This is a genomic window from Vibrio sp. 10N.286.48.C11, assembly GCF_041469805.1.
Taxonomy (GTDB): domain Bacteria; phylum Pseudomonadota; class Gammaproteobacteria; order Enterobacterales; family Vibrionaceae; genus Vibrio; species Vibrio crassostreae_C.
Map to the genome: position 1 here is coordinate 98642 of NZ_JBFRLK010000040.1, position 21437 is coordinate 120078.

The following is a 21437-nucleotide window of genomic DNA, read 5'->3' on the forward strand; positions in this document are numbered from 1 at the left end:
CTCAGTGAGTTACAGTGTCTCTTTTATTAAGACGATGCCAGATTGTCGCTTTTCAGAAATAAAAGCGTCTTGCCGTTTAAAGATTTTTAACGATGTCACCTACAAGGCCTGGACCTTTGTAAATGAAACCAGAGTAAACTTGTACAAGCTTAGCGCCTGCCATCATTTTCTCTTTTGCAGCAACATACGAATCAACACCACCTACCCCGATGATAGGCAGTTGGTCACCAAGCTCTTGATAAAGTTTACGAACAACTTCAGTACTGCGAGATTGAACTGGACGTCCACTTAGACCACCCGCTTCGTCGCAATGCTTCATGCCTTCAACGATTGAACGATCCAATGTCGTGTTTGTTGCGATCACACCATCGATCTTATTTTTGATCAATGATTCACAAATTTGGCTGATTTCATCGTCACTTAGATCCGGAGCAATCTTAAGAGCAAGAGGAACATATTTACCATGCTTCTCTTCCAGTTCAGTTTGTTTCGTTTTCAGTTCAGACAATAGATCGTCTAGTGCTTCGCCATATTGCAGAGAACGAAGTCCTGGAGTGTTTGGTGAAGAGATGTTCACAGCAATGTAACCAGCGTATTGATATACCTTCTCCATACAGATCAAGTAATCTTCAGCGCCCTTTTCAATTGGTGTGTCTTTGTTCTTACCGATGTTGATGCCTAAGATGCCGTCATAGTTCGACTTCTTAACATTCTCAACAAGGTTATCAACGCCTAGGTTATTAAAACCCATGCGGTTGATGATGCCTTCAGCTTCAACAAGACGGAACAAACGAGGTTTGTCGTTACCCGCTTGCGGACGCGGAGTAACAGTCCCTACTTCTACAAAACCAAAACCCATCGCGCCAAATGCATCAATACATTCGCCGTTTTTATCTAGACCGGCAGCAAGGCCAACTGGGTTTTTAAAAGTAAGACCCATGCACTCTACAGGTCGATGAGGTAATTGTTGGCGATACAAAAGATCAATAGGTGTGCCAGTGAAGCGTTTGAAATTTTGAATTGCAAGATCATGTGCCTTTTCGGCATCAAGTTGGAAAAAGCCAGTTCTGGCTAGACGGTAAAGCATTGTGCCTCCGATAGAAAAAAGCCCCGTGTAAACGGGGCGATATTATTTACTTATTTACTCAACTATTCAATCTATTACTGACTGTAAGGGTAAGATAATCGAGTTTGCTAACGAATGAGGTTCATTATTAAGCAAACGTTATCGTTTCTTCAAGTTATTAAGCCATTTCTAATCTCAACCTTAGTACAGCCATCAGGTCACTTAACAACAAACAACGTTTGCGTCGAAGTTTGTTCTTCAAAAGTCGTTAGGCCTATTGTTTCCACTTTACCGAAACGAAAAAGGCAGACCTTGTGGCCTGCCCTTATACTTTTTCGTCTTATCTAGTAACTAGTCTTTTGACATGCAGTTTAGATTCAACAGCATCAATTCACGCAATGCTACTGAGAACTTAGCAAACTCATGAACAGAACCTACTTTGAATTCGTTTAGGATGCTTTCCCAACGATGTAGAGAAACAGAGTTACTTTCCATCCAGTCATCAAGCGCTTTAATCACATCGATATCTGAAGCACAACCACAGTTAAGTACTTGACCAGTTAACTGGCGTTGCTGCCAATCCAGATCTTCTCTGAATGCTGCACGCGCCAGTGCTTGCCAGTTGTTGTCTATAGCTTGGCCATTGATTTGCTTCAAGAACCAGTGCAGTGACAAACGGTCGCCTAGGTTGAAGTAAAGCTTAGACGCTTGCTGTACTGTTTTACCCGTTTCACGAGCCACTGTAGATATATCCAGTGCTGAGTACAGGCTAGACAAACGAGCCACTGAATTAGCCAGCTCAGCGTTTACACCTTGGTCAATCCATACTTGAGCCATTGCTTGATGCTCTTCTACTTCTGAAGCCACTAGGTTTTCATCCAGCTTCTCAGTAATTGCGACGACATCACCTTGGTAAAGCTCAATCAATGCATTCACTGACTGTTTACCGGTACGGTTTCTTAGCAACCAGCGTGCTAGACGACGAAGCGTACGACGTACATGGTAAAGCAATTCGTATTGAGCTTCAGAACTTGAGATGTTGTCCAGTTCACGGATGCTCTTCAATACCTTACCCAGGCCGTAGATTTCACGTGATGCCGCGTAAGCATTCGCAATATCAACAATGTTCGCGCCCGTCTCTTCTTGCAAGCGAGTCACGAAGTTACAGCCCATCTCGTTAACCATTTGGTTAGCAAGCGCAGTCGCAATGATCTCTGCACGAAGTGGATGGTTATCCATGTGCTGAGAGTAGTTACGGCGTAACTCTGTTGGGAAGTATTGCATCAGTTGTTGAGCATGGAACTCATCATTCGCAATGTCATCACTCACAAGATCTTCTTTTAGAACCATTTTACCGTAAGCGATCAATACTGATAGCTCTGGTCTTGTTAGTGCTTGGCCCTGCTTCTCACGTTCTAGCAGCGTTTCGTCATCTGGGATGTATTCCAAACCACGGTCTAAGTACCCGGCTTTTTCCATTGTGTGGATAAAGCGGATTTGCTCTTTCACTAAGCCTACACCTTGATGCTCAGTAACAGAGATAGACTCAGCTTGGCAGTAAGCGTCGTCTAGTACGATTTCACCTACTTCATCTTCCATAGATTCAAGAACTTGGTTACGTTGCTTAACGGTAAGATCACCATTAGACACCAAGCCATTCAAGAAGATCTTAATGTTAACTTCGTTATCCGAGCAATCTACACCACCAACGTTATCGACAAAGTCAGTATTAACTCGACCGCCCGTTAGAGCGTATTCAATACGACCCAATTGAGTCATACCCAAGTTACCGCCTTCACCAACAACCTTAGCTTTCAGGTCACGGCCATCGATACGTAGCACGTCATTTGCACGGTCACCCACATCGGTATGAGTCTCACTAGAAGACTTAACGTAAGTACCAATACCGCCGTTCCAAAGTAGATCAACTTTCATAGACAAGATCGCTTTGATCAAGTCGTTTGGTGCCATTGATGCTTTCTTGGTACCCAGCATTTTCTGAATTTCAGGTGTCAAAGAGATAGACTTCGCTCGGCGAGAGAAGATGCCACCACCTTGAGAAATCAGGTCTTTATTGTAATCTTCCCAACTTGAACGAGGCAGATTAAACAGACGGTCACGCTCTACCCAGCTTGATGCTGATTCTGGATTCGGGTCAATGAAGATGTGCATGTGGTTAAACGCAGCTTGCAAGCGAATGTGCTTAGATAGCAGCATACCGTTACCAAATACGTCACCCGCCATATCACCGACACCAATGGCAGTGAAGTCTGTGCTTTGACAGTTAATACCCATTTCGCGGAAGTGACGTTTAACCGATTCCCAGCCACCTTTCGCCGTGATACCCATGGCTTTGTGGTCGTAACCGTTAGAGCCACCCGATGCAAACGCATCACCTAGCCAGAAGTTGTACTCTTCAGCTACTGAGTTCGCTAGATCTGAGAATGTCGCGGTGCCTTTGTCGGCTGCAACAACCAAGTATGGGTCATCTTCATCGTGACGAACAACGCTCTTAGGTGGGATAACCTCACCTTCAATGATGTTGTCTGAAACGTCTAGCAATGCACGGATGAAGCGCTTGTAACAACGTTGACCTTCAGCAAAGATCTCGTCTCGGCCAGACATCATGTGTTGACGCTTACAAACGAAACCACCTTTAGCACCAACCGGTACGATAACCGTGTTCTTAACTTGTTGCGCTTTAACTAGGCCTAGAATCTCAGTACGGAAGTCCTCTTGACGGTCTGACCAACGTAAACCACCGCGTGCTACTTTACCGCCACGTAAATGCACACCTTCAATGTCTGGTGCGTAAACGAAGATCTCAAACGCAGGAACCGGCGCAGGGATATCTGGAATCTCGCTTGGTCTCATTTTCAGAGCCAACCAAGGTTTAGACTGCTTATTCTCGTCTACTTGGTAGTAGTTAGTACGAAGCGTTGCAGTGATCATTTCCATGTAGCGACGAATGATACGATCATCATCCAAGCTTTCTACATGATCCAACTGTTCAGTGATCTTCTTAATAAGATCTTGTTGGCCTTTTACGCTGCCCTTCAGTTTCGGGTCAAAACGCTTGCCGAATAGGCTCACTAGCCCTTTCGCTAATTCTGGGTAATGAGACAATGTGTCTTCAATGTATTGTTGGCTGAATGGGAAACCAACTTGACGCATGTAACGAGCATAAGCACGTAAGATTGAGATTTCACGGCCAGAAAGACCAGCGCCAAGTACTAAGCGGTTGAAACCATCGCTGTCTAACTCACCCGCCCAGATTGCCGCAAAGGCTTGTTGGAAAAGATCGCGAGCTTCACGAAGATCAATGGTCTTATCGCTCTTGTGCAGCATAGAGAAATCAAGGATCCAATAGGTCACACCGTTGGTTTTACGCACTTCATATGGAGATTCACCGATAACGCGTAGGCCAAAGTTTTCAAGCATTGGCATAACATCAGAAAGGTGAATTGGCTCATCGCTGTGGTAGAACAACTTCAAACGAACGGCTTTTGAATCTGCCGCTTCTTCTTGAGGACGGTAGAAAAGCATACCCAGTTTGTTGTCTTCACTTAGCGCTTCTAAACGTTCAATGTCGGCAACAGCAGAACCTGGCATCATGTCTTCTTTGTACGAACGTGGGAATGCACGCATGTACTCTTTCGACAATGGAAGACCTTTGCTTTCACCGAAGTTTGCAATGATAGATTCAGACAGACGGTCATCCCACGTAGACGATACTTCCATTAAATTTTGCTCAATTGTTTTCACGTCCACATCCATGTTGTTGTTATCAACACGAACAATATAGTGCGTTCTTGCTAGCGGGCTTTCAGAGAAGTACGTTGTAAATTCAACCTCTTCTTCACAACCAAAGTACTGTTTCAAGATGCGCTGTGTTTGGCGACGAAGCTCAGTGTTGTAACGATCTTTTGTTACGTAAACCATGCAGCTAAAGAAACGACCAAACGGGTCTTTGCGAACAAACAAACGCAGGAGATCGCGATCTTGCATTTGTACTACGCCCGTACCGACTTCTAGTAGCTCTTCTTCTCGAGCTTGCAGCAGTTCATCACGTGGGTAGTTTTCAAGAATGTTGTGCAGCGCTTTGTAAGAGTATGAACCTTCACGGTAACCACTCGCATCCAAAATACGTTCTACTTTCTCGCGAACAAGAGGAATCGTTTCAACGGTTTGGTTATAAACGGCAGATGTGTAAAGACCAGTAAAGCGGTGCTCACCAATGACCTTACCGTTCTTATCGAACTTCTTAATACCAATGTAATCGTTGTAAGCTGGGCGGTGAATGCGTGAAGCCGTGTTGCCCTTGGTTACGATAAGCACATAAGGCTTTTTCGCTTCAAGACGTGCCGAATCAGAAAACTCAGATAGCTTAACGTTACGTACACGATCTGAGTTCGCAAACAAACCAAGACCTTGCTCCTTGGTCGGTTGCAGTTCAGTGTCGCCGTTAACTGAAACTAGGTCATATTCCTTATAACCCATGAATGTAAAGTTGTGTTCGCCTAACCAACGAAGAAACGCCAACGTTTCATCAAAGCGCTGGCCGTCTACTGGAATGCTCTCTTTTTGCTGTTCAACTTGATTGGTCACTTCTTCAAGTCTTTCAACCATCTTCAACCAATCGTTCACGACTAAGCTAGTGTCGGTAAAGATATCCAGCAACTCCGTTTTAAGTGCTGTCATTTCAGCTTTACTACTCAGACGGTCAACTTCGATATGGAAAAGCGATTGGAATGCACCTTCGTTATTGCTTACACCGACAACACTGCCCTTATCTGAGCGAGAGATTTGTGTTGGGTTATGAAGCATAAGGTGAGAAGAAAGGTCTAGGCGAGTCAATGCCATTTTTACGGAATCAACAAGGAATGGACTGTCTGGAACGACTATCTCAACGATAGTATGAGTAGACTGCCAACCTTGACGACTTACCGTCGGGTTGAATACGCGTACAGAGATTTCGTCGGCTTTCTTTTCATTGATGTGATGCCATAAGCTAACTACAGCACCATATAAATCGGATTCGTTTCTCTGAGTTAGATCGTCGTGAGAAACGTTACTAAACAAGTGTTGAGCAAGTTGAGTTACGAGAGGTCGATGAGCAAGGTCAAGTTTGTCTTGAATCAGCTTGTAAACTTTTTCAAGTAAAACTGGAACCACAGTTTCACGTGCGGTCATAGTCACACTCCACAATTAGAATTATATTTTATTATTAGGGGGATCACTTAATCTGGTGTTTGAAACGTGCCGTTGAGCGCTTTTCTACTAACGAGTTAAGCAAAGGTAATGCATTCATTTATTGTAAAAGCATTATTGAGAAATAGTTAATTGTTTTGGAGGTGGTAAGAGGTGAAATGTTTGATTATGTGATTAAGATTCCTTTTAACTCACTAGGCATGCCAAGGTTTACAGAGCTTCTAACTTAATAAACTTATTTTTTTGGTCAGTTGTCAGCCTAAACTGCCCTCTAACCCCTATTTGTGTAAGAAATGGTCTGAATCGAGTTGCAGGTAACTGTAAGCGTAAACCTGTTGTTGTTATCACTTGAACTTTACTTGCCGTACCAGAATAGCTGGCCAAAAACTGCTGATATGAGATGTTAAGTTGGAAAATATAGCGATTCATACGATACCTGTATAAATATACAGTACCAGTGTTTTTTGGCACTTTTAGATGTCTGACGGTGAAACTGAACTTGAAGCTGCTCTAGCTTATCGAAAATTCGATGAACCAGAAACAAAAAATCAGTGGCAGATATTCTCTACCACTGATGACCTTTCGTTGTAGCAAACAGTTACCTGAATGCGCGCTGACTTAAGCCTCTAGTGCTTTCGTCACTTTCTCAAACAAGTCTTTTGCTAGGTTGTCCATGTTCTTTAACGTCTCTAGTTCTTTTTTGATCAGAGCTTGGCGTTCATCGTCGTACTTACGGAATTTAAGAAGTGGATCAATCAGACGTGAAGCCACTTGCGGGTTGCTGCTGTTCAGTTCACGTAAGATCTCGCCTGCAAATGCATAGCCTTGACCAGACTTGTCGTGGAATTGAACCGGGTTCATGTTTAAGAATGAACCGACCAAGTTACGGGTACGGTTCGGGTTCTTCAAACTGAACGCCTGATGCGACATCGACGCTTTGATCACTTCAAGTGCGTTTGAACTTGGGTTTGTACCTTGCAATGCAAACCACTTATCCATAACAAGACCATCGTGTTTCCACTTGTCACTGTAATCCACCATCAAGGTTTCACGACATGGTAGTTGTGCACTGTTTGCCGCGCCCATTGCTGCCATCGTATCTGTCATGTTATTCGCTTGTTGATACATCGCAACAACCAAGTCATTACCCTGCCCAGTATGAGCTAAGTAACTTAAGCAAACTTTACGTAGAGTACGCTTACCAATCGAATCGTGATCGATCGTGTATTCTGTTAGTGCGTGGCTGTGATAAACCGCCGCTAACTCGTCTTCAAGTTCTGCAGCTAATGTAACTTTCATCGAGTTAAGAACCGATGCGACCGCATCAATATCAACGCGCTCGTACCAACCCGATACTTCATTGTGGCTTGGTAGAGAAAGCATTTCTGCAATAAACGCAGGCTCTAGTGAATCACTCAGCAGTACGCCACGGAATGCATCAACAACAGAATCAGAAAGCTCAAACGCTTGACCCTGCTGAACTTTCTCCACGTTACTGCGGATGTACTTCGCTAATAGCATTTGACCCGCATCCCAACGAGAGAATTCATTGCGAGCATTCACCATCAAGAAGATCAGTTCTTCATCTGAATAGTTGTACTCCAGTTTCACTGGCGCAGAAAATTCACGAAGTAATGATGGGATCGGTTGCTCAGAAACGTTTTCAAACACGAACGTTTGCTCTGCTTCTTTCACATCTAATACATTATGAACTGGCTTACCGTTACATTGTAACTCAACAACTTCACCCGCAGCTGTGTACAGCTCGATATCAAGAGGAATATGCAGAGCCTGCTTTTCCGTTTGCTCATGAGTTGGCGCTGTTACTTGGCGAGTTGTTAACGTGTACTGTTTCTTCTCTGCGTCGTACTTACTTTCAACAGACAGCGTCGGCGTACCAGATTGGCTGTACCATAAACGGAACTGAGATAGGTCGATGCCCGACGCATCTTCCATTGCCGCGACGAAGTCTTCACATGTTGCAGCCGTACCATCGTGACGTTCGAAGTAAAGCGTCATGCCTTTTTGGAAACCGTCTTCACCCAACAATGTGTGGATCATTCGGATCACTTCACTGCCCTTTTCGTACACAGTCAATGTGTAGAAGTTATTCATTTCTATCACTTTTTCTGGACGAATTGGGTGAGACATCGGACTTGCGTCTTCAGCGAATTGTGGCCCGCGAATAATACGAACATTGTTGATTCGGTTTACTGCGCGAGAGCCAAGATCAGATGAGAACTCTTGATCGCGGAATACGGTTAAGCCTTCTTTCAAGCTCAGCTGGAACCAATCGCGACAAGTCACTCGGTTACCGGTCCAGTTATGGAAATATTCATGGCCGATTACTGCTTCAATACCTAGGTAATCTGTATCCGTTGCAGTTTGGTCGTTTGCTAGAACGAACTTCGAATTGAATACGTTCAAGCCTTTGTTTTCCATCGCACCCATGTTGAAGAAATCAACGGCTACGATCATGTAGATGTCTAAATCGTACTCTAAGTTGAAACGTTCTTCGTCCCACTTCATTGAGTTGATCAAAGAAACCATCGCGTGGCTCGCACGGTCTAGATTGCCTTTATCAACAAAGATTTCTAGGTCAACTTTACGACCCGATTGTGTAGTGTATGCGTCACGAAGTACATCAAAGTCACCCGCTACTAAAGCAAACAAGTACGCTGGTTTTGGATGTGGGTCTTGCCACTTCACCCAATGACGACCGTTTTCAGCTTCACCTTCATCTACACAGTTACCATTACTTAATAAGAATGGGTTCTCTGCTTTGTCTGCAATTACCGTTGTAGTGAATTTCGCCAACACATCTGGGCGATCCATGTAGTAAGTGATACGGCGGAAACCTTCAGCTTCACATTGAGTACAGAACGCGCCACCCGACTTGTACAAGCCTTCAAGTGCACTGTTCCCTTCAGGGTTAACTTCGGTAACGATGGTTAGAGTAAATTCTTTTGGAAGGTCATTCAGCGTAAGTTGAGTTTCAGACTGCTCGTACTGAGTCCATTCGTTGCCTTCAACCAAAACAGAAACCAACTTCAAGCCTTCACCATCAAGTACTAATGTCGTGCTGTCTTTCTCCTGCTTAACACTAGAAACAGCCGTAACAATGGATGCTGAGTCGTACAAATCGAAAGTAAGATCGATTTCAGAAATCGTGTGAGATGGTGATTGATAATCTTTACGATACTTGGCTTGAGGTGTATGTGCCATGACGGGTTCCTTTTGATCGTTATACGTAATTATTTTTTAACTGTATATATCTAAAGGTTGAGCGCCAATAAAACAAGGGGAATATTAAAAAAAGGAGGCATTGTAAGAAAATGCCTCCATGTTTTGCTATTTTATCAATCAAATCAGACAGGAACGCCTAAGAAATGAACTGTGCACAATATTATCAACGAGTACGCCGTTACTGCTAAAACTCACGATTATCGAATGCGATTGAGTACCGCAAACATATCTCCCTCTTCACCTTGCAGCGTTAACACATCGCTGTTCAGTGTATATCGAGTGCCGTGTTCACCGTTCTCATAAAGTAACACTAGTTGATCGCCTTCTGTGTAATACACCCCGCGACGAATGACTTCACCACCTTCTTCATCTGATACTCGGAACATGAATATAAAGTCCGGCTGAAGGACTAAATCCATTTTTTGAATGTTACTCGCACGTAGATCGCTTCCAGACAGTTGGGCACTTGACCAGATTCCCGCCAATGCATTTGGCAAGGCCTTAGTGAACATAACACCGTTAAGATTCAGCATGTTGTGATTACTGCTGTACGCGTATACCTGAGGTTCTGAGGTATTCAAACCCAAAATAATCGTGTCTTCATTGGCGTTATACAAACCTTCCCAATGATCGACACTGTAGTCTTTCTTTTGGATATCGATAGTGAATGAGTAGTTTGAATCAAGAGTGAGCTTGATCGCTCTAAAGTTTTCAGTGCCTTGCTCAGGATCAGGATTCATCAAATACCAATCACCAAGCAGCAAAGGAAGGTCAAAATGAGATAGATTACTATCACTTTTTGATTGTTGGTTACTCGAAGCGACCTCGCTCCCAAAAGCCACAAAACTTAAACAAGATAAAAATAGTAGAATCCATTTCATAAGCGTCCCCTCGTTTTCTTTAAGCTTAGGCACGTAATGAATAGAAAGCGAAAAAATATGATCTAAGTCACTAAATTTTAAGTGCGAAGTAACTTAAATGTCATTATCACTCGAAAAATAATACTTAAATTTAGTTATTTTTACAGTGTACTTCACAGCCGAAAATCAAATAACAGTGGTTCTGCAGCAAGTTAAAAAGCGAGGAAGCATGCCGTTAACATGACATTATTCGAGGCAAGAACACAGGTACAAAAAAAGCGAGCCTAGGCTCGCTTTTCAAATAGTACGTCTTTAAACAATCACCTTATAACAGGTATTTTGTTTATTTCTTGATCATATCCAGCATGATAGCAACTGATTCATCAAGATAAGCATCCGGGGCTTCGTAGTCTTTTGGAATATCATCCAACGTTTTAAATGCCTCTAACTTAGCGGCTTTTTGACGTTGATTGATACGATCTAGACGAAGCGCATCCGCATCATCGCTCTCTTGCTGACGTACCTTTTCATTCAAAGAAAGGTCGTTATCGTCTTTATCTGCCTTATATTTTTCAATATCTTGCGCGATAAAGCCAAATTCCATGTCTGTCGCAATACGAGCTTGGTGTTGAGCTGTTAAAGCAGCAATTTGCTCATCGTTACGCTGTAACACTGAGTAGTTTGCTTTATCAATGCTGTCCCAAGGTAGAGCATTGTCTTCAACACTTTCACCAGTATCTACCGGGTCTATTGGCGTTGGGTAAGCAATATCAGGTACTACACCTTTGTTTTGCGTACTGCCACCATTGATTCGGTAGAATTTCTGGATTGTGTATTGAACGTAGCCCAACTCTTTATCGAACAAATCATAGATATGATTCAAAGAACGATGTTGTTGTACCGTACCTTTACCGAAAGAGTTTTCACCTAGGATGATTGCACGACCGTAATCCTGCATCGCTGCTGCAAAGATCTCAGATGCCGAAGCACTGTAGCGATTCACCAATACCGTTAACGGACCTTGGTAACTGATTTCACCATCAGTATCGCTGTTCACTTTGACACGACCGTAGCTATCACGAACCTGAACAACAGGCCCCTCTTTGATAAATAAACCAGAGAGTTCGGTTGCTTCCGTTAGTGCACCACCGCCATTGTTTCGCAGATCAACAATAATACCTTCAACACCTTGCTCTTTAAGCTCGGTGATCAGTTTATCGGTATCTTTAGAAAGACCAACATAGAAACTAGGTACTTCGAGTACACCAATCTTCTTGCCATCTTTCTCGATAACTTCTGATTTAACAGCGCGGTCTTCTAAACGAATCTTATCGCGTACAATTGTGACAACGTGACTTTTTGCATCTTTACCGTCTGGCAAGATCTGTAGCTTAACTTTAGTCCCTTTCGGTCCTTTAATTAATTGCACTACATCGTCTAAACGCCAGCCGATAACATCAACAATTTCTTCGCCATCTTGACCAACACCAACAATGCGGTCTCCATCACTCAATTGTTTGCTGTTTGACGCAGGGCCACCAGCAACTAAAGAGCGAATAACGGTGTAGTCGTCTGTCATCTGAAGCACAGCACCAATACCTTCTAGAGATAGGTTCATCTCAGATTGGAATTGTTCTGCATTTCTTGGAGAAAGGTAACTTGTGTGAGGATCAACTTCACGCGCAAATGCGTTCATGTAGATCTGGAAAGCATCTTCATTATGCGATTGCGTAATACGCTTCATCGCATTGTTGTAACGCTTTTCCAAAACTTCTTGAATCTCTGGCCACTCTTTACCAGTAAGTTTTAGATTCAACGCATCATATTTAACGCGTTTTCTCCAAAGCTCATTCACTTCAGCGATATCTTTTGGCCACTCAGCTTCACTACGATTGAGCTCAATACTTTCATCGGTATCAAACTTAATCTCTGTATCTAGCAAAGACAATGCATATTGAAAACGTTCAAAACGCTTCTGCATAGACAGATTATAAACATCGAATGCAATCTGGTTATTGCCCGATTTCAGCTGATCATCAATTTGTTTAGATGACGCAGAGAAAGAGTCAATATCAGCTTGAGTGAAGATATTACGATTATAATCCAGCATCTCTAAGTAACGATTAAAGATAGCTTGAGAGAAATCATCGTTGAGATTGAAGTGTTTATAGTGAGAACGAGTAAATCGAGAAGTAACACGTTTACTAGCAGTTTCGTGTTGGACCTCAGGAGCGAGTAGAGGTAAATCGTCCTGATCTAATTTGGCTTCAAGAGCCTGAGCTGAAGCTGCTAGCCAAAAGCTAGCAGCAATCAGTGTCAATTTTGAACGGCATTTCATGCGTAGGAGTATCTCCTTTAAGCGCGCAAGTGCTCCGCTTTAACAACCATTTGTAGGCCGTTTGCTAACTGAACACGCACATCTTCCTTATTGATTTCAACAATGGTCGCAGCCATGTTTCCTTTACCCATGTTCACATTTACTTCTTTGCCAGCGATGAATTCGTCAGCGTTCAAAGCGCGTGTTTCTACAGGCTTTTCTACTTTTGGTGCTTTAGGCGCTTGACGACGAGGCTGTTGAGCTTTCTTCGCCTTAGGTTTCGCTTTGCCTTCTTCACGAGCTTTTTGTGCTTGTTCTTTACGACGAGCCTGAACTTTCGCTTTGCTTTCAGCAAGTGTAGCTTTAGCGTGTTCAACGTGCTCTTCTTCTAGTGTGCCACACGCGTTGCCGTCTAGGTCAACACGTTCTGCGCCAGCTTTTACGCCGTGCAGGTAACGCCATGATGATGTGTACTGTCTTAACGCTGCACGAAGCTGAGTCTTACTTACTTTTTCGTCTTCATTTAGACGTTCAGCAAGATCTTGAAAAATACCAATTTTAAGTGGCTTCGCTTCACCTTCTAGAGTAAAGCATTTAGGGAAACATTCAGCAATATATGCGATAACTTCTTTGCTGTTTTTTAACTTTTCAGTGTTTTCCATGTGGGTTCCTGGTTTTTGCGGTTTTCCGCGAGCATTAAGAAAATATTTTTACGTATTATAGAGAGATGCTTGGGAAAAACCACAGTAAGAGAATAATTTATGCCTTGTTCGCGTGCGAATTAAGCAGCTTTTCCACTTCTGCCATGAAAAATGTCAATCCGTCCTCGTCAATTTGAGAAAAACGACCAACATTTGGGCTATCAATATCAAGAACGCCCGCGATTTTTCCGCCAATCGAGAACGGAATAACGATTTCTGAGTTACTTGCAGCGTCACAAGCGATGTGACCTTCGAACTCATGAACATCATGAATGCGCTGAACTGTATTCGACGCAACCGCAGTTCCACACACTCCACGCCCTACCGGAATTCGCACACAAGCAGGTTGACCTTGGAAAGGACCCAGTACAAGTTCGTCTTTTTCCTTAGCTTGGTCCTGCTTCATTAAATAGAAACCCGCCCAATTCAAGCCATCCAATTCCATGAATAATAATGAACTGATATTAGCAAGATTAGCAGTTAGATCGGTTTCTGATTCAATTAATGCAACGGCTTGTTTGGTTAAGCGTTGGTAATGTTCTATTTTCATATTAACTTCCAATTAAATTGAGACTTCCATTATCAAGAGAACGCAGTAGAATGCGGCCATCAAACTAAATAGGACTTATTCTCATTACAATGAACAATTCAGAAGACACTATTAGCCGTTCTTGGTTAATAACTCAAGTAAAAAAACACAAGTCCAAATTACTGTTTGCTAACATTATTGCCATATTTGCAACTCTCATTAGTGTCCCTATCCCGTTGCTCATGCCATTAATGGTTGATGAAGTATTACTCGATAAGCCCGCTTCAGGCTTAGAGATGATGAACCACCTACTTCCATCTTCATTACAAACACCGACTGGCTATATAGCACTAACTTTGTTGTTAGTGATTATCATGCGCTCCGTTAGCCAAGCGTTGAACATTCTGCAAGGGCGTCAGTTTACGCTTGTGTCCAAAACAATTACCTATCAAATGCGCAGCAAGATGATAGATAAGCTTGGTCGCATCAGTATTAGACAATACGAAACCAAAGGCAGCGGCGGTATCAACGCCCACCTAATAACAGACATAGAGACAATAGATAAGTTCATTGGCTCGACTCTTTCTAAATTTATCATCAGCTTCCTGACCGTGTTCGGTACAGCGATCGTGCTGTTGTGGCTAGAGTGGCGTTTAGGGTTGTTCATTTTACTGGTCAATCCTGTTGTGATTTATTTCTCCCGTAAACTAGGCAGCAGGGTCAAACACCTTAAGAAATACGAAAACCAATCTTTTGAGCGCTTTCAAAACCGTTTGGTGGAAACCTTAGATGGCATTTACCAACTGCGCGCGGCGAATAAAGAGCGTATCTTTCTCGATGAGCTTAAGGTTCAAGCAAACCAAGTAAGAATCGATGCCGACAAATACGCTTGGCAATCTGAAGCTGCTGGCCGTGTTTCGTTTCTACTCTTCTTATTAGGTTTCGAGCTTTTCCGTGCCGTCGCGATGCTAATGGTGTTATTCAGTGACTTAACCATTGGTCAGATTTTCGCGGTATTTGGCTACTTGTGGTTCATGTTAGGCCCAGTTCAAGAGCTACTAGGGATTCAATTCTCTTGGTATAGCGCGAAAGCGGCACTGCAACGCATCAACGATCTTCTTCAGTTAGAAGAAGAGAAGCGCCCTATCAGTAAAGTGAACCCATTTACTGAAGATCAAGAAGTGACAGTCGACATCGAAGACGTTACATTCTCTTACACATTAGAAAACACTGTTTTAAATAGGCTATCGCTGCACATCCCTGCAGGTAAAAAAGTCGCTTTGGTCGGTGCGAGTGGAGGGGGTAAATCTACGTTAATCCAGTTGCTGATTGGGGTTTACCAAGCAGACTCAGGTTGCATTCGCTATAACGGTGAAACAACCGACGACATCAGTTTTGATGTAATACGCAATCAAATTGCCGTTGTTTTACAACAACCTATACTCTTTAACGATACATTAAGGCATAATCTGACCCTTGGTGCTGAATACGACGAAATGTCGTTGTGGCGTGCGCTTGAAGTCGCTCAAATGCAAGATGTCATCAAGCAACTGAGCAATGGCTTAGATACACAAATTGGTAGGAATGGCGTTCGACTGTCTGGTGGTCAACGACAACGCTTAGCAATAGCTCGTATGGTGCTGAGCAATCCTAAGTTTGTTATTCTTGATGAAGCGACATCTGCACTCGATACAGCAACAGAGTCAGCACTGCATAAAGCGTTGAGCGAGTTTTTGAAAGATCGCACAACTTTGATAGTGGCTCATCGATTATCAGCGGTGAAACAAGCCGATCTAATCTATGTTTTAGAAGATGGACAAGTCACACAGACGGGAACACATGGTGAATTGGTTGAACAACAAGGACTCTATCAAACACTCTACGGCAGTGTGCAATCGCACGCCTGATGTTTGTGGCTCTGAGTCTTTAAGTCGGGTTGCTAACCTAACTTACGTTTCAACTTGGGAGGTCGCGTGACCTCCCCATCCGTAACCAACCCTTTATCAACAAAACACCAATGCGACAGCAGCTCAGTGCGTCTTTGCCAGGGCTGCGAACTTCCCGTAGATAAAATGGACATCCCTTTAGGGAAATCAGCTTACTGCCCAAGATGCGGAACTCAGCTTTATAGAGGCGGTACCCCTAGCCTCTCTGGAAACCTAGCAATCGCAATTACCTGCTTATTGCTGTTTATCCCATCGCACTTTTTTGAATTCATCAGTATTCGCCTGATTGGCGTCATGATACCCGCGACGTTACCATCGGGTGTTTTTACCTTAATGGGCGAAGGCTTTCCTCTACTTGGTTTGCTGATCCTGTTCTGCAGTTCGATCGCTCCGTTGCTCGTGTGCACCTCGGTACTCATCACTCATGCATCACTGCGTCTTAAGATCTTCACACCCTTTCGTTATGCATTAGCCATTATTCAGACTCTCAAACATTGGATGATGTTGGATGTGTTTCTGGTAAGTTTGGCGGTCTCATGTTTCAAACTGCAAGATTACTCTGACATTTTCGTCGGCCCTGGTTTGATTGGCCTGATTCTTCTGCAGCTTTTCAGCGTATTACTAGTAAGCCGTATCAGTGTACGTCGCTACTGGGAAGCTTGGGCAAAAGAATCCGAATACTCTTTTGCTGAGAGTAAGAACGTACACTGTCACAACTGTCACCTATCTCAGCCTGACGGTCATACTTGTGTGCGTTGTCACCATGACTTATACCACCGCAAGCCCTACTCTATACAGAAAACTTGGGCTCTGCTATTTGCCGCATCCGTGGCTATCGTGCCAGCCAATGTCATTCCTATTTCTATTCTTATTACCAACGGTCAAAGGCTAGAAGACACCATCATTTCCGGTGTCGCTTCGCTGATTAATAGCGATATGTATGGCATCGCTGCGATCATTTTCATTGCCAGTATCGTCGTGCCAGTCGCGAAAATACTGGGCCTCGCGTACATCTTAATCTGTATCAAGATGAAGCGCGCCGTTTACCACAGGCAACGTATGACCATCTATTTCATCGTGAAGTGGGTGGGGAAATGGTCGGTAATGGATCTGTTCGTTATTTCGATCATGATGACCTTGGTCGACCGCGGACAAATTTTAAACTTTACACCAGGTTATGGTGCAGTCGCTTTTGGCGTCGTAGTTGTTCTCACGATGCTAGCAGCGGAAAGCTTAGATCCTAGGCTAATTTGGGATAACTACACCTCTAAAGATGAGTCAGTGAATGAACAACGATAACCAATCACAAACGTCATATTCACCAGAAGTAAGGAAAAACAAAGGCATCTCACCTTTGTGGATTCTGCCGATATTAACCGTCGCCTTAGCCGGTTGGTTGGTCATGAAATCGATACACGATGCTGGACAACGTGTGCAGATATACTTCTCAGATGCCGCAGGTTTAGTCGCAGGTCGAACAACGATTCGTTACCAAGGCTTAGAGGTGGGTATGGTGCGTGACATCACTTTATCCAAAGATCTATCGAGCATCTATGTCGATGCTGACATCTACCCAGAAGCGAAGAAGCTACTCTCAAAAGGCACACGGTTTTGGCTAGTAAAACCAACCGCTAGTTTGTCGGGTATCTCAGGATTGGACGCGCTTGTTTCAGGTAACTATATTGCTATCCACCCGAGCGAAACCAAACAAGACCCAGAAACCGTTTTCCAAGCGTTAGAATCCTCCCCTTCTGACTTACTGGCTTCTGAAGGTTTGAACATTTCACTGACGACCAAAGATCTGGGCGGCGTGTCTGTTGGCTCTCAAATCGTTTACCGTAAAATCCCAATTGGTGAGGTTTACAACTACCAGTTAAACGACAACGCGAAATCCGTTACGATTCAAGCGTCGATTAAAGATGAATACAGCCATATCATTACCGACCAAAGCCGTTTTTGGAATGTCAGTGGCTTAGGTGCCAGTATTGGCTTTTCTGGTGTTGATGTTCGCTTAGAGAGCCTAAGTGCATTGCTTGGCGGTTCAATTGCGGTCGACTCTCCAGGAGAAGGCCAACCGGTTGAGATGAATACTAAGTTCAAACTCTACCCAGATCTGAAAACAGCGGGTCGAGGTATCTCTATCAAGATTGCCGTTCCCGATGATAATAAAATCAGTGCAACAGGTGCTCCGATCATGTATCGCGGCATTGAAATCGGTCAAATCACTGATTTATCGCTAAGTGAAGGGCGTGAAAACGTCGTTGCATCTGCCGCTATCCAACCGGCATTCAGTGACTTTTTAAACAGCGGCAGTAAATTCGTTCTAGAAGAGGCTGAACTGTCGCTTACTGGCATGAAAAACATTGCCAATTTAGTGACAGGTAACTTTTTAACCTTGGTACCGGGTGAAGGTGAAAAGGCGCGTCGATTTACTGCAATCCGCAAAAATGAATTCAGTCAGGAACAAGAGAAATCCGTTGCGATTCGCTTAACGTCGAACAATTCGTTCGGGTTAGATGTCGGTACACAACTTCTCTACAAAGGCATTGCCGTTGGCTCTATCATCCATGTGGGATTAGTTGATGGTGTTGGTACGGGCTCTGATAAACACGAAGTCTTCATGGATGCACTTATCGATAATGAGTACGCGCACCTTATCAAAAGCCACAACCGTTTCTTTGTGACAGGTAGTGCGACTGCAGAGCTAACCGAATCAGGCTTGAGTGTTACGGTCCCACCAGCAAAACAGCTTCTTACCGGCTCGATTAGCTTTGTGAGTGAAGGTAAATCTGAAGCTCGAGCGGACTACCAACTTTTCCAAAGTAAGTCGTTAGCAGAAATTGCTAAGTTTAATCAGTCTGGTTCAAAGACACTTTCTTTGTTTGCCAGTGAGTTACCTTCAATTTCTAAAGGCAGTCCACTCCTCTACCGCAACCTACAAGTGGGTAGTATTTCTGATTTTCAGCTTGCCGACGGTGGCGTAAGAATCAAAGTCACAATCGAAAATCGTTACACGCACTTACTCAACAAGCACACTGTTTTCTGGAACCGATCAGGCGTTGAGGTTGATGCGTCGCTATCGGGTATCAGCATTAAAGCGGCACCAGTTAAAACCCTTATCCAAGGCGGTATTGCTTTTGACTCTCTGCCGGGAATCGACAACAAACTTGGTGACGTGTGGAAGCTTTACAAAGATTCAAAATCTGCTCGAAAATTTGGCCGCGCGATTACTATCACCTCTTCTGGCGATCAAGAAGTCAACAAGGGCATGGCGATCAAATATCAAGGTGTCACTGTTGGTGAGGTTACTTTGGTGATTCCGAACTTCAACAAGGGCGGCATTGAAATTACTGCGCGTATTTTACCTGAGTACGTCGACAAGATTGCCGTGACGAACAGTCACTTCTGGTTGGCAGAACCTGAGATTGGCCTTAATGGCATCAAAAACGTCTCTGCGCTGCTCTCTAAACACATCAACGTAGACCCGGGCAAAGGTGAAAGAAACACGAAATTTGAGCTTAGCAAAGGACCTGTGCAGCCTGAAGGCAAGATATTCCAACTGCAAAGCGAAACGCGCGGCTCAGTATCTGAAGGTACACCTATCCTATTCCGTGAACTAGAAATTGGCAGTGTTATAGATGTTCAGCTGGGCGAGTTTGCTGATCGCATCATATCTACGATTCAAATAGAACCTGACTACGCGTATCTAATCCGCGCAAACACCGTGTTCTGGAACGTGTCGGGTGTCGATGTCTCTATCGGCCTGTCAGGCGCAAACATAAAAGCCGGAACGGTAGACAGCTTGTTAAGAGGTGGTATTACATTCTCAACGCCACCGACAAATGAACTTCAACCAGTAGCAAGCGAAGATCAGTCTTTCTACCTCTATCCTCAAGCCGAAGATGAGTGGAAATCATGGAGAACCGCAATTCCTCGTCCATAGAGTGAATTCCCTGACGTTTCTGGAAGATTAATTCTTCATCAAAATGCAGCCATTTGGCTGCATTTTTGTTGTTTGCTATAAATATGGTTTAGGGCGGCCTCATTTTGCTTTAAACTCCCCGCATTAATGCAATAAATCGAGATACTCTTTTGCACGCTAACGTATATATTCCTGAAGAATTCCTAACGCACATCGAAGCAATCATGCCTAGTCATCTAGATATGGCTTCTTTTGTCGCGTCATGCCAAAAACCACTTCGTAAAAGTATTCGAATCAACACATTGAAAATCAGTGTTGAAGACTTCCTAGTACGAGCAAAAGAGAAAGGCTGGGAACTGGAACCTGTACCTTGGTGTGAAACGGGCTTTTGGATTACAGTTGATGAAAGTGAAGCGCCACTAGGTAATACGGCAGAACACATGTCTGGTCTTTTCTACATCCAAGAAGCCAGCTCGATGATGCCACCTTCGGCACTTTTCCAAGGTGAAGCTGATTACCAAGCGGTGTTAGACACTGCGGCAGCACCCGGTTCTAAAACAACGCAAATCGCTGCGCTAATGAATAATCGCGGTGTATTGGTTGCCAATGAGTACGCAGCAAGCCGTGTGAAAGTCCTTCACGCTAACATAGAACGTTGTGGTGTTCGTAATGCCGCTCTAAGTAACTTTGACGGTCGAGTTTTCGGTGGTTGGTTACCAGAACAGTTTGATGCAGTGTTGCTAGACGCTCCCTGTTCTGGCGAAGGTACCATTCGTAAAGACGCCGATGCGATGAAGAACTGGACGTATCAATCTGTGGTCGATATTGCCGACACGCAAAAAGATCTGATTGAAAGTGCATTCCATGCTCTTAAACCTAATGGTGTTTTGGTTTACTCAACGTGTACGCTTAGCACCGAAGAGAACCAACAAGTGTGTCATCACTTAAAAGAAACCTTTGGTGATGCGGTTGAATTTGAATCTCTTGAATCACTATTCGACAACGCAAAAGCAACCACGACAGAGGAAGGCTTTCTACACATCTTCCCTCAAGTTTATGACTCAGAAGGTTTCTTTGTTGCACGTATCCGTAAATTAGCGTCTGTTACTCCACCAGAAGTTAAAAAACGTATGGGTAAATTCCCATTTGAAAAAGCATCAAAGAAAACTCAGCAAGAAGTCGCTGAACAACTAATGAGTACTCTCGATATCGAATTGCCAAGCGATACTCAGGTTTGGATTCGCGACAAAGACGTTTGGCTATTCCCAGAAGCGCTAGAGCCGATGATCGGTGAGTTCCGTTTTTCTCGCATGGGAATCAAGATCGCTGAAACCCATAAAAAAGGTTACCGCTGGCAGCACCAAGTAGCGACAACGCTCGCAACAGGTAATGAAGCTAATGTTGTAGAGCTTAGTATTGAAGATGCTCGTGAATGGTTCATGGGCCGCGATGTTCGCCCTGAAAACTTGTCAGGAAAAGGTGAAGTACTAGTGAAGTACAATGGTGCAATCATCGGCCTTGGTAAGTGGGTTGGCAACCGAGTGAAGAACGGTTTACCACGCGAACTCGTGCGCGATAAGAACCTTTTCTAAAAGCGTTCGCACTGAATACACCTTAATAATCGAGTAGGAGGAGGCCT

The 21437-nt window shown here is 43.8% G+C and carries 12 protein-coding genes; 4 read left to right on the forward strand and 8 right to left on the reverse strand.

Going from position 1 to position 21437, the window contains the following annotated elements; all coding sequences use genetic code 11:
* Positions 1–76 precede the first annotated feature (76 nt).
* The 8 genes from pyrD to AB4209_RS11840 all read right to left on the reverse strand — a co-directional run bounded on the left by pyrD (position 77) and on the right by AB4209_RS11840 (position 13951).
* Positions 77–1087: a quinone-dependent dihydroorotate dehydrogenase gene (pyrD, locus tag AB4209_RS11805; protein WP_136974293.1), complete on the reverse strand. Its 1011-nt coding sequence runs from the start codon at positions 1085–1087 to the stop codon at positions 77–79.
* Positions 1088–1417: 330 nt separating this feature from the next.
* Positions 1418–6259 (reverse strand): NAD-glutamate dehydrogenase, encoded by a 4842-nt coding sequence (locus AB4209_RS11810; protein WP_017071898.1) that lies wholly within the window; start codon positions 6257–6259, stop codon positions 1418–1420.
* 228 nt (positions 6260–6487) lie between these two features.
* Entirely contained in the window at positions 6488–6706 is a 219-nt protein-coding gene (locus AB4209_RS11815; protein WP_081325156.1) for a DUF2835 domain-containing protein, read from the reverse strand.
* A gap of 189 nt (positions 6707–6895) precedes the next feature.
* On the reverse strand, positions 6896–9502 hold the full coding sequence (gene pepN / locus AB4209_RS11820) for an aminopeptidase N (RefSeq protein ID WP_372055946.1): 2607 nt from the start codon (positions 9500–9502) through the stop codon (positions 6896–6898).
* 218 nt (positions 9503–9720) lie between these two features.
* The gene (locus tag AB4209_RS11825) at positions 9721–10404 is read right to left on the reverse strand and encodes a hypothetical protein (protein ID WP_017068918.1); all 684 of its coding nucleotides are present in this window, start codon (positions 10402–10404) and stop codon (positions 9721–9723) included.
* A gap of 322 nt (positions 10405–10726) precedes the next feature.
* A complete protein-coding gene (prc, locus tag AB4209_RS11830) occupies positions 10727–12721 on the reverse strand; it encodes a carboxy terminal-processing peptidase (protein WP_372055948.1) in 1995 nt (664 codons plus the stop codon).
* A gap of 17 nt (positions 12722–12738) precedes the next feature.
* The gene (gene proQ / locus AB4209_RS11835; RefSeq protein WP_017057223.1) at positions 12739–13362 is read right to left on the reverse strand and encodes an RNA chaperone ProQ; all 624 of its coding nucleotides are present in this window, start codon (positions 13360–13362) and stop codon (positions 12739–12741) included.
* 97 nt (positions 13363–13459) lie between these two features.
* Positions 13460–13951, reverse strand: a complete 492-nt coding sequence (locus tag AB4209_RS11840; protein WP_017066966.1) for a GAF domain-containing protein — start codon at positions 13949–13951, stop codon at positions 13460–13462.
* A gap of 89 nt (positions 13952–14040) precedes the next feature.
* Here AB4209_RS11840 and AB4209_RS11845 point away from each other — a divergent pair, with 89 nt between their 5' ends.
* The 4 genes from AB4209_RS11845 (at position 14041) to rsmF (ending at position 21390) form a co-directional block, all read left to right on the forward strand.
* Positions 14041–15837: an ABC transporter ATP-binding protein gene (locus tag AB4209_RS11845; RefSeq protein ID WP_017059690.1), complete on the forward strand. Its 1797-nt coding sequence runs from the start codon at positions 14041–14043 to the stop codon at positions 15835–15837.
* A 54-nt stretch (positions 15838–15891) separates the two neighbouring features.
* Entirely contained in the window at positions 15892–17175 is a 1284-nt protein-coding gene (locus AB4209_RS11850) for a paraquat-inducible protein A (protein WP_102321147.1), read from the forward strand.
* A complete protein-coding gene (locus AB4209_RS11855; protein WP_229647992.1) occupies positions 17162–19819 on the forward strand; it encodes an MlaD family protein in 2658 nt (885 codons plus the stop codon). Before AB4209_RS11850 ends, AB4209_RS11855 begins: the two co-directional genes overlap by 14 nt.
* Positions 19820–19968: 149 nt before the next feature.
* The gene (rsmF, locus tag AB4209_RS11860; protein WP_069597288.1) at positions 19969–21390 is read left to right on the forward strand and encodes a 16S rRNA (cytosine(1407)-C(5))-methyltransferase RsmF; all 1422 of its coding nucleotides are present in this window, start codon (positions 19969–19971) and stop codon (positions 21388–21390) included.
* Positions 21391–21437 lie beyond the last annotated feature (47 nt).

What these genes read in the sequence shown, in the direction of transcription:
- pyrD (WP_136974293.1), bottom strand. Translation starts at nt 1,087, where the DNA reads ATGCTTTACCGTCTAGCCAGAACTGGCTTTTTCCAACTTGATGCCGAA.
- AB4209_RS11810 (WP_017071898.1), bottom strand. Translation starts at nt 6,259, where the DNA reads ATGACCGCACGTGAAACTGTGGTTCCAGTTTTACTTGAAAAAGTTTAC.
- AB4209_RS11815 (WP_081325156.1), bottom strand. Translation starts at nt 6,706, where the DNA reads ATGAATCGCTATATTTTCCAACTTAACATCTCATATCAGCAGTTTTTG.
- pepN (WP_372055946.1), bottom strand. Translation starts at nt 9,502, where the DNA reads ATGGCACATACACCTCAAGCCAAGTATCGTAAAGATTATCAATCACCA.
- AB4209_RS11825 (WP_017068918.1), bottom strand. Translation starts at nt 10,404, where the DNA reads ATGAAATGGATTCTACTATTTTTATCTTGTTTAAGTTTTGTGGCTTTT.
- prc (WP_372055948.1), bottom strand. Translation starts at nt 12,721, where the DNA reads ATGAAATGCCGTTCAAAATTGACACTGATTGCTGCTAGCTTTTGGCTA.
- proQ (WP_017057223.1), bottom strand. Translation starts at nt 13,362, where the DNA reads ATGGAAAACACTGAAAAGTTAAAAAACAGCAAAGAAGTTATCGCATAT.
- AB4209_RS11840 (WP_017066966.1), bottom strand. Translation starts at nt 13,951, where the DNA reads ATGAAAATAGAACATTACCAACGCTTAACCAAACAAGCCGTTGCATTA.
- AB4209_RS11845 (WP_017059690.1), top strand. Translation starts at nt 14,041, where the DNA reads ATGAACAATTCAGAAGACACTATTAGCCGTTCTTGGTTAATAACTCAA.
- AB4209_RS11855 (WP_229647992.1), top strand. Translation starts at nt 17,162, where the DNA reads ATGAACAACGATAACCAATCACAAACGTCATATTCACCAGAAGTAAGG.